At 69.3% G+C, this 13,736-nt stretch carries 18 protein-coding genes; 5 read left to right on the forward strand and 13 right to left on the reverse strand.

What is annotated here, in order from left to right:
- Positions 1-16: 16 nt before the first annotated feature.
- The 6 genes from AC1DW0_RS03535 to proC all read right to left on the reverse strand — a co-directional run bounded on the left by AC1DW0_RS03535 (position 17) and on the right by proC (position 5,690).
- Positions 17-1,054, reverse strand: a complete 1,038-nt coding sequence (locus tag AC1DW0_RS03535; protein ID WP_477944943.1) for a Gfo/Idh/MocA family protein — start codon at positions 1,052-1,054, stop codon at positions 17-19.
- A complete protein-coding gene (locus AC1DW0_RS03540) occupies positions 1,051-2,082 on the reverse strand; it encodes a Gfo/Idh/MocA family protein (RefSeq protein WP_457321734.1) in 1,032 nt (343 codons plus the stop codon). The genes AC1DW0_RS03535 and AC1DW0_RS03540 overlap by 4 nt, the downstream gene beginning before the upstream one ends.
- Positions 2,072-3,226: an HPP family protein gene (locus AC1DW0_RS03545; protein WP_457388399.1), complete on the reverse strand. Its 1,155-nt coding sequence runs from the start codon at positions 3,224-3,226 to the stop codon at positions 2,072-2,074. Before AC1DW0_RS03545 ends, AC1DW0_RS03540 begins: the two co-directional genes overlap by 11 nt.
- 321 nt (positions 3,227-3,547) lie before the next feature.
- The gene (locus AC1DW0_RS03550) at positions 3,548-4,096 is read right to left on the reverse strand and encodes a hypothetical protein (RefSeq protein WP_457388401.1); all 549 of its coding nucleotides are present in this window, start codon (positions 4,094-4,096) and stop codon (positions 3,548-3,550) included.
- 235 nt (positions 4,097-4,331) lie between these two features.
- Complete coding sequence (locus tag AC1DW0_RS03555) at positions 4,332-4,874, reverse strand: chorismate--pyruvate lyase family protein (protein ID WP_477944944.1); 543 nt, start codon at positions 4,872-4,874, stop codon at positions 4,332-4,334.
- Positions 4,875-5,690, reverse strand: a complete 816-nt coding sequence (gene proC / locus AC1DW0_RS03560) for a pyrroline-5-carboxylate reductase (RefSeq protein ID WP_477944945.1) — start codon at positions 5,688-5,690, stop codon at positions 4,875-4,877.
- 71 nt (positions 5,691-5,761) lie between these two features.
- On the opposite strand from proC, the gene AC1DW0_RS03565 reads away from it, so the two are divergent.
- Entirely contained in the window at positions 5,762-6,790 is a 1,029-nt protein-coding gene (locus tag AC1DW0_RS03565; protein ID WP_477944946.1) for a hypothetical protein, read from the forward strand.
- A 35-nt stretch (positions 6,791-6,825) separates the two neighbouring features.
- Entirely contained in the window at positions 6,826-7,827 is a 1,002-nt protein-coding gene (locus tag AC1DW0_RS03570; protein WP_477944947.1) for a DUF1444 domain-containing protein, read from the forward strand.
- Here the strand turns inward: AC1DW0_RS03570 and AC1DW0_RS03575 are convergent.
- From AC1DW0_RS03575 to AC1DW0_RS03595, 5 genes are all read right to left on the reverse strand, one after another.
- Positions 7,810-9,645, reverse strand: a complete 1,836-nt coding sequence (locus tag AC1DW0_RS03575) for an ABC transporter ATP-binding protein (RefSeq protein WP_477944948.1) — start codon at positions 9,643-9,645, stop codon at positions 7,810-7,812. The genes AC1DW0_RS03570 and AC1DW0_RS03575 overlap by 18 nt on opposite strands.
- 138 nt (positions 9,646-9,783) lie before the next feature.
- Positions 9,784-10,209 (reverse strand): hypothetical protein, encoded by a 426-nt coding sequence (locus tag AC1DW0_RS03580; protein ID WP_056201050.1) that lies wholly within the window; start codon positions 10,207-10,209, stop codon positions 9,784-9,786.
- Positions 10,210-10,409: 200 nt separating this feature from the next.
- Positions 10,410-10,805, reverse strand: a complete 396-nt coding sequence (locus AC1DW0_RS03585) for an MAPEG family protein (protein ID WP_056201053.1) — start codon at positions 10,803-10,805, stop codon at positions 10,410-10,412.
- A 43-nt stretch (positions 10,806-10,848) separates the two neighbouring features.
- The gene (locus tag AC1DW0_RS03590; RefSeq protein WP_056201055.1) at positions 10,849-11,127 is read right to left on the reverse strand and encodes a DUF2277 domain-containing protein; all 279 of its coding nucleotides are present in this window, start codon (positions 11,125-11,127) and stop codon (positions 10,849-10,851) included.
- Between the two features lie 15 nt (positions 11,128-11,142).
- Positions 11,143-11,322 (reverse strand): oxidoreductase-like domain-containing protein, encoded by a 180-nt coding sequence (locus AC1DW0_RS03595; RefSeq protein ID WP_457323724.1) that lies wholly within the window; start codon positions 11,320-11,322, stop codon positions 11,143-11,145.
- 144 nt (positions 11,323-11,466) lie between these two features.
- Between AC1DW0_RS03595 and AC1DW0_RS03600 the strand changes: the two genes are divergently transcribed.
- Genes AC1DW0_RS03600 through AC1DW0_RS03610 form a run of 3 tightly spaced genes read left to right on the forward strand, consistent with a single transcriptional unit; the run spans position 11,467 to position 12,500 of the window.
- Positions 11,467-11,793: a YbjQ family protein gene (locus AC1DW0_RS03600; RefSeq protein ID WP_056201061.1), complete on the forward strand. Its 327-nt coding sequence runs from the start codon at positions 11,467-11,469 to the stop codon at positions 11,791-11,793.
- A 4-nt stretch (positions 11,794-11,797) separates the two neighbouring features.
- Positions 11,798-12,085 carry a hypothetical protein gene (locus AC1DW0_RS03605; protein ID WP_056201062.1) on the forward strand — a complete coding sequence of 96 codons (288 nt, stop codon included), beginning with the start codon at positions 11,798-11,800 and terminating at the stop codon, positions 12,083-12,085.
- A gap of 4 nt (positions 12,086-12,089) precedes the next feature.
- Complete coding sequence (locus AC1DW0_RS03610) at positions 12,090-12,500, forward strand: hypothetical protein (RefSeq protein WP_477945158.1); 411 nt, start codon at positions 12,090-12,092, stop codon at positions 12,498-12,500.
- Positions 12,501-12,707: 207 nt separating this feature from the next.
- On the opposite strand, the gene AC1DW0_RS03615 is transcribed toward AC1DW0_RS03610, so the two are convergent.
- Both AC1DW0_RS03615 and AC1DW0_RS03620 read right to left on the reverse strand, forming a co-directional pair.
- Complete coding sequence (locus AC1DW0_RS03615) at positions 12,708-13,172, reverse strand: hypothetical protein (protein WP_477944949.1); 465 nt, start codon at positions 13,170-13,172, stop codon at positions 12,708-12,710.
- Entirely contained in the window at positions 13,169-13,720 is a 552-nt protein-coding gene (locus AC1DW0_RS03620; protein ID WP_056201067.1) for an RNA polymerase sigma factor, read from the reverse strand. The genes AC1DW0_RS03615 and AC1DW0_RS03620 overlap by 4 nt, the downstream gene beginning before the upstream one ends.
- Positions 13,721-13,736: the final 16 nt, after the last annotated feature.

Below are 13,736 nucleotides of genomic sequence, written 5' to 3' on the forward strand. Positions count from 1 at the left end.
CTTTGGAGGTGAGGCCTCAGGCCGCCTGCGGGAAGCGGGCTCGGATCGCGTCCATCCAGCCCAGCAGGGCCAGCGTCTCGGCGTGGGGCATGCGCGAGCTCTCGCCCAGGCCGGCGCGAATGCAAGCCTGGGCCTCGGCAATCTCACCCTCGAAGCCGTTGAGCACGAAGGGGGCTTCGACGCGCCTGGCCGGCGACTGGTGCGCGTCGAGTTCGACGACTTCGGCACTCGAGAAGCCTTGCGGAAAGCGCAGCGCCGCCCGGCTGCCCAGCACCTCGAAGGCATTCGCCGAGGCGGCGTCAAAGCCGCATCGAAACTGCGATGTGACGCCGTCGGGGAAGTGCAAGCTCACATGGACGGCTGCATCGACTCCAGTGGGCGCGAGCTTGGCCTGCACGTCCAGCGCCACCGGCTCGGGGCAGACGCCGCCATTCATCTGCTGCAGTACCCAACGCGTCACGGCGAGGTTGTAGATGCCGATGTCCCACAGTGCGCCGCCGGCCAGCGCCGGGTTCCACAGCCGGTGCTGGGGGTCGTAGTCGGCCGCGAAGCAGAAGCTCGATTGCATGGCACGCAGCTCGCCGATGGCACCCTCGCGCAGCCAGCGGCCGGCGATGTCATAGGCGGGCAGGAAACGCGTACGCAGCGCCTCCATCAGGAAGACGCCCTGCCTGCGCGCGAGCTCCACCAGGGCCTGACCCTCGGCGCGCGTCGTCACCAGCGGCTTCTCGCACAGCACGGCCTTGCCGGCTTCCAGCGCCGCACGGATGCATTCGCCATGGTGGGAATGGGGTGTGGCGATGTAGACGGCGTCGATGGACGCGTCGGCCAGCAGCTCGGGCAGCGCCGTTGTCACGCGCGCCGGCGCCTCGCCTTCGCGCCGCCATTGCGCGGCATAGGCCTGGCCCTTGGCCGCGTCGCGCGCGAACACGGCGGCGAGGCGAGCGCCGGGTCCGGCGGCCAAGGCAGCGGCAAAGTGGTTGGCGATGCCGCCGGGGCCGACCACGGCCCAGCGGAAGATGTCGTTGTCGCCGGCCACCGCTGAGGGCTTCAAGCCTTGTTGACGCCGCCAGGGAAGCGGGCGCGGATGGCATCCATCCAGCCCAGCAAGCCCAGGGTCTCCGCATGCGGCATGCGCGGGCTCTCTACCAAGCCCTGACGGATGCAGGCTTGCGCCTCGGCGATCTCGCCCTCGAAGCCGTTGATGACGAACGGCGTCGCGACACGCTCAGCCGGCGCCTTGCGCGTGACGAGCTCGACCGCCTCGGCCTGCCAGAAATCGACCGGGAAGCGCAGGCCCGCTTTCGACCCCAGGGCCTCGAAGGCGTTGACCGAGGCGGCGTCGAAGCCGCAGCGGAACTGCGAGGTGACGCCGCCGGGAAAGTGCAGCGTCACGTTGACGGCCGCGTCCACCCCGGTCGGCGCGATCTTGGCCTGCACGTCGATGGACTCGGGCTCGGGGCAGATGCCGCCGTTCATCTGCTGCAGCACCCAGCGCGTCACGGCCAGGTTGTAGATGCCGATGTCCCACAGCGAGCCGCCGGCCAGGGCCGGGTTCCACTGGCGGTGCAGCGGGTCGTAGACGGAGGCGAAGCAAAAGCTCGACTGCATCGCGCGAAGCTCGCCAATGGCACCGTCGCGCAGCATGCGGCCGGCGAGGTCGTAGGCGGGCAGGAAGCGGGTCCACAGCGCCTCCATCAGGAAGACGCCCTTGGCGCGCGCCAGGTCGATGAGGGTCTGGCCTTCGGCGCGCGTCGTCACCAGCGGCTTCTCGCACAGCACGGCCTTGCCGGCCTCCAGCGCAGCGCGGACGTATTCGCCGTGGTTGGAGTGAGGCGTGGCGATGTAGACGGCGTCGATGGCGGCGTCTGATAGCAGGTCTGGCAGCGCTGTCGTCACATGCGCCGGCGCTTCGCCTTCGCGTTGCCATTGCCGGGCATAGGCTTCGCCCTTGACGGCGTCGCGCGCGAACACGGTGGCAAGGCGGGCACCGGGCACTGCGGCCAAGGCGCCGGCAAAGCGGTTGGCAATGCCGCCGGGGCCGATGACGCCCCAGCGGAAGATGTCGTTGTCATGGGCCATGGCTGAGCGCTTTCACGAGGTCGGATTGCGTGAGGATGCCGACGAGCCTGGCTTGCTCGCCGACGATGGGAATATGGTGGTGGCCAGTGGCCGAGAACAGCGGCACCAGCTCAGCAATGGGCCGCTCGGCGCTGGCCACGCGAACCTGGCGGCTCATGATCTGGCCGACGACCTCGGGCTTGGCCGAATGCGTCGCCGGTGACGGCTTCAGCAGCGTCTGCAACCGGCCGGCCAGGCCCTCGCGCTGCTGGCCTTCAGCCGCACGCATGAAGTCGGCGCGCGTGACGATGCCGACGATACGCTGCACCCGGTCGACGACCGGCAGCGCCTTGATGCTGTGCTGCTGCAGCAGCGCCCAGGCCTCGGCCAGCGGCGTGCCGAACTCGACCGTGAAGACGGGCGTGGACATGATGTCGGCGCAGCGCAGGCCACCCAGGCGGTTGCGATAGCTCAGCAGCTCGGCCTCGTGCAGCAGGTTGGCGAGGTCGTCGCGCGGCACGTCCAGCACCTGGTTGTAGCGGGCCAGCACGGCATTGAGTTCGGCGTCGCCAAAGCGCGGCGGTGCGACGCTCGCGCCCGCCGGGGCCGGGGCGGCCGGCTGCACATGCTGGGCATGGGGATAGCGGCGGCCGGTGAGACTGTTGTAGGCCATGCCGGCCAGCACCAGCAGCAGGGAGTTCAGTGCTACCGGCACGAAGGCGAAATGCCAGTCGTGCGTGGCGGTCAGCACCATCAACAGGCTGGCCGCGCCGCCGGGCGGATGCAGGCAGCGCAGCAGGAACATCGAGCCGATGGCCAGGGCCACCGCAACCGCGGCGATGCCCGCCGCCGGCAGCGGCAGCCACGCCATGCAGGCAATGCCGACCAGGGCCGACACCGTGTTGCCGCCGACGACGGCCCAGGGCTGGGCCAGCGGGCTGGCCGGTACCCCGAAGACGAGCACGGCGCTGGCGCCCAGCGGCGCGACCAGCCAGGGCAGGCCAGAGCCCATCGCGGCGCGGCTCAGCAGGCCAGCCAGCAACAGGCCGAGGCCGGCGCCGAGCACGACGCGCAGGCGCTCTCGCGCGTTGACGGCCTGCGGCGCAGGCCGCAGCGCATTCAACAAAGCGAGGACACGGTCGGACAGGGAGACGGCGGTGGACATCGGCGGCGGCAGGGCTGAGTAGCTGCGCCGCCGATTGTGTCCGCCGCCGGCGCCCGCGCCGGTTCAAACAGGTTTCATGGAGCCCCTCGCCCGGTCTCGCCTCGCTGCACGCGGGCGCGCCCGACCGGTCTTGCAGACCGCGCCGCGGCAGTGCCGCGGCCCTTCGGCAGGCGCATCACGCCCACTGGGCGTGATGTGTCCGGCCTCAGCCCCCGGGGGGACGGCGATGCTTGCGGCATCGAGCCGCAAGCACATCGCCAACGCGGGCCGGCTAGGGGCGGCCCGGCGCTCGGCCCGCCAGGGGGGCCGACATGACTCGCGTCAGGCTTTGCTGAGCAGGCCGCTCATCTGCGCCTTCAGCGTCAGGGCCTGGGCGCGGCGCTCCTTGGTCGCGGCCCGCTGGTAGGCGGTCTCGGCCTTCTCGCGCAGGGCCACGGCGCGCTCCAGGGCTTCCTGGTAGCGCTCGATGGTGTAGGTGTTCTCGGTGCCGATGTAGACGCTGCGCGCCAGCGGCGTCTCGCCGAAGCGAGGCAGGGTTACCGCGAAGCTGCAATCACGGACACGGCTGCCGGCGCGCTGGCGCACGATCGGGCCGGAGATGCCCGAAGGCAGATCGCTCTGCTTCTTGCGGCTGGGCGTGCGGCGCAGGCGCGATGGCGCTGGCAGCGTCGCGATGCGTTTGAGCAGCTCCTTGGTGGCCATGGCCAACGCACGGCGCGCGCCGCTGCCGTCCTGGCTGTGGTCGGAGAACAGCTTGGTGCCGCCATAACGCAGCTGCCAGCCATGGGTCGACAAATGGTCGATTCTTTGAATGCATTGCGGCACGACAAAATGCTCGCCGCTGAAGATCACTACGTCACGCGTGTTCATCACTGCCCCCGGTCTTTCAGCCCACCTGTGCGTCATTGCGCGGCGGGTCTACTAACGCCCCTCTGATACGGACTGAGTTTATGGGGGTTTATGGGCTCGGTGCGAATTTATGACTTCATGAAAACAGTTTCATTGCAATCCCGTCAGCTCAGCGACAGCTAAGCGCGCAGTCCGGCGGCTGGTGTCGGCGCCGAGGGCAGGTGGCAAGCTGGCCTGCTTGCTGTTCCGGGGGACGTCAGCGGCCGCGCTGCCCGGGCCGTTGGCCAGCCAAACCCGGGTCGAACAGCTCCATCACCCGCAATTGGGCGCCGCTGCGGCTGAACACCGAATTGCGTGACCACAACATCTGCGCCGACGGCGGCTGGCCGGTGGCCGTCAGCCATTGCCGCTCGGCATGGCGGCGCGTGTGGCCGTGGCGGGAGAGGCGGCGCGGTTGCAGCTCGCTGCGGTGGATGCGGTAGTCGTCGTAGAGCAAATGCGCCAGTGGCTTGGCGCCCAGACCCTTGAGCGCCCGCCAGGGGCCCGTGGTGGCGCGCTGGTGCACGGCAGAGCGCGCCCACACCAGGGGCTGGCCATCGACGCGCAGGATGACCTCGCGCACGACGGTCAGGCCACGCGGCGGCAGGCCCAGGGCCGCGCGCTCCAGCGCCCGGAACGGCGCCACGCCCTGGCGCAGCACCTGCACCTCGAAGCGCTCGCCCAGGCGGGCCAGGCGGCGGCTCAACGAGCCTGGCGCCCGCAGCCAGTCGCGCAGGCTGTCTCTGGTCGCAATACCCACTCAGACGCCGAACTCTTTGCCGAGTTCGGCGGCACGCTTTTGTGCGGCAAGCACGGCACGCCGGATGGCCGCGTCAACGGCATCCGCCTGCATCGACGTGATGGCCGCATGCGTCGTACCGCCCTTGCTCGTCACACGCTCCCGCAGCGTCGTCGGGGACTCGTCGGACGCCAGGCCCAGGCCGGCCGCGCCCGCGCAGGTGGCCAGCGCCAGGCGGCGGCCCTGCTCTGCGGTGAGACCCATGTCGACGGCCGCGGCCATCATGGCCTCGACGAAGAAGAAGAAATAGGCCGGGCCCGAGCCCGACAGGGCCGTCACGGCGTCGAGATCGTCCTCGCGTTCGACCCACAGCGTCTGGCCGGTCGGTTTGAGCAGGCGCTCGACGGTGGCGCGCTCGTCGGCGGACACGGCCGGCCGCGCATACAGGCCGGCGATGCCCTGGCCGATCAGCGCCGGCGTGTTGGGCATGGAACGCACGACGCGCTCGCTGCCGGTGGCCGTGACGATGGACTCCGAGCGGATGCCGGCCATGACCGACAGGTGCAGGGCCCCGCCGAGCCAGTCCTTGACCGGCTCGGCGGCGGCACCGAAGAGCTGGGGTTTGACGGCCCAGACGATGGTCTGCGCGTCAGCCAGGCCAGCATCGCCCGCGGCCAGCGCCGCGACGCCGAACTCGCCGACGAGCTTCTCGCGCTGCGGCGCATAGGGCTCGACGATGATGAACTGGGCGGGGCTCATGCCGGCGCGCAGCAGGCCGCCGATGATGGCGCTGGCCATGTTGCCGCCACCGATGAAGGCGATCTTTTCTGCTCTCATGGGCGGAAGTCTAGGGGACCAGCGCCGACGGGAAACAAAGCAGCGACGTGACAAGGCTATCGTTGCGGCTCATGAGCCTCCCACGCCCCGCCCGCCGCTTGCTGCTCCTGTGCGCCCTCGCATTCGCCGGTCTCGCCGGCTGCGCCGGCGGGCCACCGCCGCCCAAGCCCTGGGCCGAGACGGCGACGCGCGAATTGAATTTGTCGCTGGGCAGCTTCGAACTGCAGGGCCGGCGCGTGCACATCACGCGCAGCGCAAGCGCTGCGGCGGTCCAGCCCGTCATCGTCTATCTGCCCGGCCTGGGGCAGGGCAGCGACGCCGGCCAGCGCTGGGCTGCGGCCTGGGCCCAGGCCGGCTACACGGTGCTGGGCGTGCAGCCGCTGGAGGCCGATGCAGCCGCATGGCGTTCCGAGCTGGCCCGCACCGGCGAGTTCCGCGAACTCGGCCTGCTGCACTATGGCGAGGCCCTGCGCGCCGACCGGCTCGACGCGCTGCGCCGCCTGCTGCCGGCCCTTCGCGTGGCCCAGCCGGCACTGGACTGGGGCCATGCCAGCCTTGCCGGTTACGAGACCGGCGCGCAGACCGCGCTCGACGCACGCGGCGACGCCGGCTGGCAGGCCGTCATTGCGATCAGCCCGCCGGCCATGCAGGCCCCGGCCGGCGGCGTGGCCACCTTGCTGATCACCAGCGAGATCGACCAGGACCCGCTCGGCCTGCTGCGCCGCCCCGCCGAGCGCAGGCAGGCCTTCGACAGCTTTGCGCCGGGCAGCGGCTGGTTGCTGAACCTCGGCGCCGTCTCGCATGCCGCCCTGGCCGGCACGATGGCGCCCGAAGGATTTCATGTGCAGGACCAGCGCCATGGCCAGGCTCCGCTCGGCGGCGGCATGGGGGGGGGCCGCGGGCGCGGCGGTGCTGGCGGCGAGGGCGGCGGCATGCACGGGCCCCAGGGCGGTGGCTCGCGCGGCCCACGCAGCGGCAGCGCGACCGAGGCGGCCCAGTCGGACATCGGCGACGGCTTCCGGCTCAGCCACGCCTTCCTGGATGCGCAGTTGCGCGGCGGTGCACCGCTGTCGGCCAGTGGGCCGCTGACGTCGCGCTGAGCTCATTAAACTCCGCGGCCACCGACGGAGGGGGCATGGGCGCGAGCGACGAACTGGATGGGCTGCTGCTGCAGGATGAACTGCTGCGCTCGCTGGAGCGACCGGTCTGGGGGCTGTTCGGCCTGACCCTGGCGGCCGTCATCGGCCTGCTCGGACAGACGACGGCCCTGGCCGTGGTCGGCTGGATGGGAACCTGGCTCCTCGGCCCCTGGATCATCAGCCGCGCGGCGCCAGTGCTGGGCACCTCGCCGCTCGTCAAATACCCGCTGTTCCTGAGTTGCGCCATGCCCTTCCTGAGCCTGCTGGCGCCGCTGTATGTGTGGCAGGCCTCCAAGACGCGGCGGGCCGAGCTGGCCACCGCCATCCGCCAGGCCGAATTGCGCGAGCGCCGGCGTGGCCCTGAGGCGGCGGCCACCCCGGCCGCGCCGGCGGCCCAGCGCGCGCCCGTCCAGCAGGCCCTGCCGGTGCTGCGCGGCGTGGCCGACGGTGTCGGGCCCGATGGGCAAGAGCTGGAGATGCGGGTGGCCCCTGGCCAGCTGCCGCCCGACATCCCCAACGAGCCCGGCATGATGCCGCCGACGCGGGCTTGCGCCGGCGTCTTCGCTGTGGGTTATCACGTCGACGCCGGCTCGCATTGGGTGTCGGTGGGCCGCGACGAGATGCGCGCGGCCGGCATGAACCTGAACGTGCTGCACCGCCAGGCCCTGTCCAACCTGATGAAGCTCGTGAAAGGCCAGCCTGGCCTGCGGCTGGTCGACCATCCGCCCTATTACGGCTTGCTGCTGGACGGCGACCACGAGGCCTGCCTGGTGCTGCTGGACGGCCTGTGGGATCACCTGTTCGCCGACAAGACACCCAACGGCGCCGTCGTTGCCATCCCGTCGCGCGATGTGCTGGCTTTCTGCGACGCGAACTCGGCCGAGAGCATTGCCGCCATTCGCGAAGCCAGCCGGCGCATCGGGCCGGATGCCAAGGGGGCCATCACCCAGCAGTTGCTGCGCCGGCGTGACGGGCGCTGGTCAATCTTCGAGCCCTAGGAACCCGCCGCTCTGGTGCGTCCAGAGCCGCGCGTAGATGCCGCCCTGCGCCAGCAGCTCGGAGTGGCTGCCCTGCTCGACGATGCGGCCGGCATCCATCACCACCAGCCGGTCCAGCGCGGCGATGGTCGACAGCCGGTGGGCGATGGCGACGACCGTCTTGCCTTCCATCAGCGTGTAGAGGCTTTGCTGGATGGCGGCTTCGACCTCGCTGTCGAGGGCGCTGGTGGCTTCGTCCAGCAGCAGGATGGGTGCGTCCTTCAGCATGACGCGGGCAATGGCGATGCGCTGGCGCTGGCCGCCGCTGAGCTTGACGCCGCGCTCGCCGACATGGGCCTCGAAGCCGGTGCGGCCCTTGGGGTCAGACAGCGTGGCGATGAACTCGTCGGCATGCGCACGCTCGGCCGCGCGCTCCAGCTCGGGCTGTGTCGCGCTCGGGCGCCCGTAGAGGATGTTGTCGGCCACCGAGCGGTGCAGCAGCGAGGTGTCCTGCGTGACCATGCCGATGTGCTGGCGCAGCGAGTCCTGGGTGACGTGGCGGATGTCCTGGCCGTCGATCAGGATGCGGCCGCCGCCTTCCGGGATGTCGTACAGGCGCAGCAGCAGGTTCACCAGCGTGCTCTTGCCCGCGCCGCTGCGGCCGACCAGGCCGATCTTCTCGCCCGGCTTGATGCGCAGGTCAAGGCCATCGACGACGACCTTGCCGTTCGGGTAGGCGAAGCGCAGGTTCTCGAAGTGCACCTCCCCGCGCGGCACGGTCAGCGCGACCGCGCCGCTCGCATCGGCGATCAACTGCGGCTTGGACAGCGTGGCCAGCCCGTCCTGCACGGTGCCGATGTGCTCGAACAGCGAGGCCATCTCCCACATGACCCAGTGCGAGATACCGTTCAGTCGCATGCCCATCGCCGTGGCCGCGGCAACCGCGCCGACGCCGATGGCCGACACGCCCCACAGCCACAACGCCAGCAGCGCCGTGCTGCCAACCAGCAGGGCCGACAGCAGCGTGTTGACGATCTCGAAGCCGGTCACCAGGCGCATCTGGCCGTAGGCCGTGGTCATGAAGTCCTGCATGGCCGACTTGGCATAGCTGGCCTCGCGCCGGCCGTGCGCAAACAGCTTGACGGTGGCGATGTTGGTGTAGGCGTCGGTGATGCGGCCGGTCATCAGGCTGCGCGCGTCGGCCTGGGCCTGGGCGATCTTGCCCAGGCGCGGCACGAAGTAGCGCAGCGCGACGATGTAGAGCGCCAGCCAGACGCCGAAGGGCGCCATCAGACGCGCGTCGAAGCTGGCGACGATGCCCACCAGCGTGCCGAAGTAGACGGCCACGTAGACGAGGATGTCGACGACGATGAGCCAGGTGTCGCGCACGGCCAGGGCCGTCTGCATGACCTTGGTGGCGATGCGGCCGGCGAACTCGTCGCCGAAGAAGGCCAGGCTCTGGGCCAGCATGCGGCGATGGAAGATCCAGCGCAGCCGCATCGGGAAGTTGCCGAACACGCCCTGGTACTTCAGCAGCGCCTGCACGCTGGCCAGCACGATGCTGACGCCGAGCACGGCCAGCAGCATCGCGATGACGGGCTGGGGTTTGCTCCACAGCTCGGCGGGCTTGACGGTGGCCAGCCAGTCCACCAGCGAGGCCATCAGGCTGAACAGCAGCGCCTCGGCCGCCGCGATGCCGGCCGTGAACAGCGTGACCGCGAGCAGATGCCGCCGCACGCCGTCCGCGCAGCGCCACAGGAAGGCGAAGAAGCGCGCCGGCGGCGCCGCGCCGCTGGTTTCCGGATAGGGGTCGACGAGGCGCTCGAAGCGCGATGTCACCGATTGAAGAAGCGGTTGGAACAGCGAGGACATCCCGCTAGTTTCGCCGGACAACGCTGTCCAGTCATGTCATCAGTGCCGGCCACGGGGCTTGGCGTCAGCGGCGGCGACATAGCCGACGCGCTCGTCGAGAGGCGCTTACTGGCTGGCCGCCGATGCGGGTGCGTTCGGGGCGACTGGCACGACAACGCCCGGCGACAGAGAGATTTCATCAACCAGCGTCACGCCGGTGACGAAGTAGCGCGTCTCGCCGAAGCAGGAGCCCGGCAGGCCGACCTTCTCCTCGTAGTGCAGGTTGACGCGCCGGCCCATGAGCTTGTTGATGGCCTGGGCTGCGGCCTCATCGTGCACCGTGAAGTAGAACTTCTCGACGCTGGCCGTGCCCGGCAGCGACACCAGCGCCTGCTCGCCCTCCCAGGTCTTGCAGACCCAGCCCTTGCGTGAGAGCTTCTGCACCCAACCGGCACGCTCGCCGTCCGAATAGCTCCAGCGCCAGGCGAAGGCGAACCAGGCCGCAACGAGCAGCAGCAGGGCGACGAAGGACAGGGCGATCTTCAGGCGCATGGCGATGTCTGGGGAGCCGGGGCGCGGCGATTGTGCGTCAGGGAGCGCCGGATAAGCCCGTGCGATGCAGCGCGCCCTGGTTTGGGATGGATTGCCAGGCGCAAAGCACAGTCATAGCTCAGGCTATGGCGAGCATTTGCAACGCCGCAAGCCGCCCAAAGCGGGGATGCGCTGCGCGCGAGGGCTTGTTCGGCGCTCCCTTAGACCATGCCGCTCAACATCATGCCCAGCCCCACGATGCTGACCGTCCATACCGCCGTGCGCAGGTAGGGAATGCCGGCCAGGTACACGGCCAGAAAGGCTACACGGGCCCACAGGAACACCTGGGCACCGAGCAGCACGCGTTCGCCCGTCGCGCCGGACGCCTGCGCAGCCAGGGCCAACGCTGCGAAGAACAGCAGGTTCTCCAGCGTGTTGGCCGCTGCGCGCTGGGCACGGCCGGCCAGCGGCGTGGCCTCGGGCATGTGGTCGCGGTTGCCCATGGCCAGCATCAGGCCCTTGGGCGTCCAGGCCCGCGCCCGGATGAGACTGGCCATGAGGGCGCTGAGCCAGGTGAGCACGGTCATGCAGACGACGAGCGACATCAGCTTGGGCATGGAGTTCCTCGGAGAGTTGCTGCGCCGGACCGACGCGCGCGGATCATCCCCCCGGGCCGCCGAAGCGGGCCTGAGAACGAACCCGCGCCTTTTCGGCCTCGATCTCGCGGTTCTTGGGCTCGGCGGTCGTCACGAGCGAAGCGATCAGCGCACGCGCCTCGTCGGCAATCGCCGCCACTGCATGGTCGAAGGCCGCCGCATTGGCCTGGGACGGCACGTTGAAGCCGCTGAGCTTGCGCACGAACTGCAGCGCAGCGTCGCGGATCTCGAGTTCGGTGGCCGGTGGCTCGAAATTGAACAGGGTGCGGATGTTGCGGCACATGGGGCTGTCCTTGATTCAACTGGCCTGCGGATGGCGCTCGCGCCAGGCCCTCAGGGCTTGGCGGTACTCGTCCTTGGCCAGGTCGTAGAGATCGAAGATGCAGGGGTCGCAGCCATTGCCGCAGCAGGCGTCCAGGTCAGGCTCTGGCGGCGGCAGGGGCATCGGATCGGGGTCGGGTGGCGGCGTCGTCGTCATCGCGCTCGATTGTCCGGCGTGGCGAAAATCCGCCCATTCCACTGCGAGATGGCTATGCCGCGGACCGATGCCCGGCTTCACTTATGCCTTGCTAACGCCCATGCGCTCAGGATCACACCACCCCAACATCACAAGGAGAGTCGCGTGATCATCGTCACCACCGAGAACCTCGCCGGCCACCGCGTCGTCGAGGTCAAGGGCCAGGTTTTTGGCGTCGTCGTGCGCAGCCGCGGGCTGGCCGGCAACATCATGGCGGGGCTGCGCTCCCTCGTCGGCGGTGAGATCACCGAGTACACGCAGTTGCTGGAGGAGGCGCGACGCCACGCCATCGACCGCATGGTCAAGAACGCCCAGCTGATGGGCGGCAATGCCGTGGTCATGATGCGCTTCGATTCGTCGGAGATGGGCCAGACCATGAGCGAGATCGTCGCCTACGGCACGGCCGTGGTGGTCGAGCGGCTGCCGGCCTGACGCCATGCTGCGCAACCTGTTGCTCATCGTGGCACTGGCGGCCGGCATGATCGGCTTGGGCGCAAGCCTGGCCGGCCATCGCGACGCGGCGCCCTTCGCGATCTGGGGCTGCATCATTGCCGCCGCCGTGCTGGTGGAGCGTTGGCGCTACCGGTCCCGCGACGCGACGCCGGGTGGCGACTGGCAGAGGACCGAGGAGCGCTTCGTCGATCCGGAATCCGGGCAGACCATGCTGGTGTTCTACAACCCACAAACCGGCGAGCGCCGTTACGAACAAGATTCGCGTGCCTGAGCGTTTGAGCTACGCCATCAAGGCCGAGATCGCCGACACGCAGGCCGGCACCTGGACCTTTGCGGCGCACAAGACGATGTACGGCGGCAAGCGCATCGCCACCGGCGATGTGATCTACCTCTTCGCCAGCGAGAACGAGGGCGGCGTGGGGTTGGTTGCACGCGGCGTGGTCACGTCCGCCGAGGCCATGCCTAGAAAGCCGGGCATCGAGCGGCAGACGCCGCGCGTCAGCATCACTGTCAAGCGGGCTGCACTTGTGAAACGCCGCCTCGGCCGGGCCGAACTCAAGCCCTTTGCCGACTGGGGCGACGGCCGGCCCGAAACCGAGCTGAACTTCAAGTTCTACCGCCAGGCGACGAACAAGATCGTCGCGCTCGGCGACCGGGCCGCCAGCTTTCTCGATGCCTTCTTCTGACGCCCGCGCGTCTCACGTTTGGTGAGCAGCGCCGTTACACAAATCCAGCCCGGATTCGGTTATGCTGCGCCGCAACATTGCAACGTCGCAATACCGCTTGTCTCCTCCACCGCCCCTGGGTGGATTTGGCCCTCTCGGTGGCTCGCCACCCGCAGAGGGCCTTTTCTTGTCCGGCTGCCTTTGGCGCGGCCAGCCGAAAGCACTCCTTCAAGAGTCAAGCTGGCGTTCAAGCTCGGCGCGCCGCTGCGTCAGCTGCCTGTGCTTGCCGCGCGCGCGCACCAGCGTGATGACAGCAATCACCAGCATCACGGCGAACACGGCCGCCGCTGGCCATGCCGCCGCGATGCCTTCGCCCATTCCCAGGGCCAAGGCGCCAGCCAGCGCTACCGCGCTGAACCCGACTGCCATGCGAGCCGCAACGACTTGCTGAAACGCCAGCAGCACACGGCGCGACGCCAGCACCCACACGGCATAGACAACCCAGCACAGGCCGATGCCGGTCATGGCGGCGAAGGCGATCACGGTCCGTGGCGGCAATGCGGGTTCGGTCAGCCACAGCGAGCCGACGACGACCGACATCGCCAATGCAGCCAGCAACAGCGCAACATGGCCGAAGCGCGCCTTGGCTGACAGCTCGCGGTTGGCCAAGGCGGAGATGGAAACGGGATTCACGACTGCACTCCTTGGATGCCAAGCTGATGCCGGAGTATTTTTCGGGCCCGATGCAACCGGGATTTGATGGTGCCGATGGGGATGTCCAGCACCTGCGCAACCTCGTCGAGCGACAGCTCCTGCAAATAGAACAACGTCAGCACCTCCTTCTCAACCGGCGGCAGGCGCGCCAGCGCCTCCAGCATGGCGGCCAGTTCGAATTCGAGGGCGAGCGCGCCGTCGTCGCCGGGCTGCTCTTCGAGCTCGATATCGGTGTCGACACAAATCGGCTGTTTGTATTGTTCACGCAGCCGGTCCATCAGCACCCGGTGTGCAATGCCGAACAGCCAGGACCGCAGCTTGGCGCCTTCGCGCAGACGGGAGATCCCGCGCAACACGCGCAGCCAGACTTCCTGCGCAGCGTCATCGGCGGCGGCGTCATTGCCTGAAAGCTGACGTGCATAACGCCACAACGGCTGATGCCAACGCGCGATCAGTTCATCAAAGGCCGGCCGTTCGCCGAGCTGACAGCGGATCACCAGCAATTCGTCAGCGAGCGGGTTGTGCATGGATGACTCACGGTGT

This window comes from Roseateles sp. P4_D2 (assembly GCF_056401875.1).

Bases quoted from the DNA above. Each gene is read 5' to 3' on its own strand.
- AC1DW0_RS03550 (WP_457388401.1), bottom strand. From the start codon at position 4,096: ATGAACACGCGTGACGTAGTGATCTTCAGCGGCGAGCATTTTGTCGTG.
- AC1DW0_RS03595 (WP_457323724.1), bottom strand. From the start codon at position 11,322: ATGACGACGACGCCGCCACCCGACCCCGATCCGATGCCCCTGCCGCCG.
- AC1DW0_RS03580 (WP_056201050.1), bottom strand. From the start codon at position 10,209: ATGCGCCTGAAGATCGCCCTGTCCTTCGTCGCCCTGCTGCTGCTCGTT.
- AC1DW0_RS03590 (WP_056201055.1), bottom strand. From the start codon at position 11,127: ATGTGCCGCAACATCCGCACCCTGTTCAATTTCGAGCCACCGGCCACC.
- AC1DW0_RS03605 (WP_056201062.1), top strand. From the start codon at position 11,798: ATGCTGCGCAACCTGTTGCTCATCGTGGCACTGGCGGCCGGCATGATC.
- AC1DW0_RS03545 (WP_457388399.1), bottom strand. From the start codon at position 3,226: ATGTCCACCGCCGTCTCCCTGTCCGACCGTGTCCTCGCTTTGTTGAAT.
- AC1DW0_RS03620 (WP_056201067.1), bottom strand. From the start codon at position 13,720: ATGCACAACCCGCTCGCTGACGAATTGCTGGTGATCCGCTGTCAGCTC.
- AC1DW0_RS03585 (WP_056201053.1), bottom strand. From the start codon at position 10,805: ATGCCCAAGCTGATGTCGCTCGTCGTCTGCATGACCGTGCTCACCTGG.
- AC1DW0_RS03570 (WP_477944947.1), top strand. From the start codon at position 6,826: ATGGGCGCGAGCGACGAACTGGATGGGCTGCTGCTGCAGGATGAACTG.
- AC1DW0_RS03565 (WP_477944946.1), top strand. From the start codon at position 5,762: ATGAGCCTCCCACGCCCCGCCCGCCGCTTGCTGCTCCTGTGCGCCCTC.
- AC1DW0_RS03540 (WP_457321734.1), bottom strand. From the start codon at position 2,082: ATGGCCCATGACAACGACATCTTCCGCTGGGGCGTCATCGGCCCCGGC.
- proC (WP_477944945.1), bottom strand. From the start codon at position 5,690: ATGAGAGCAGAAAAGATCGCCTTCATCGGTGGCGGCAACATGGCCAGC.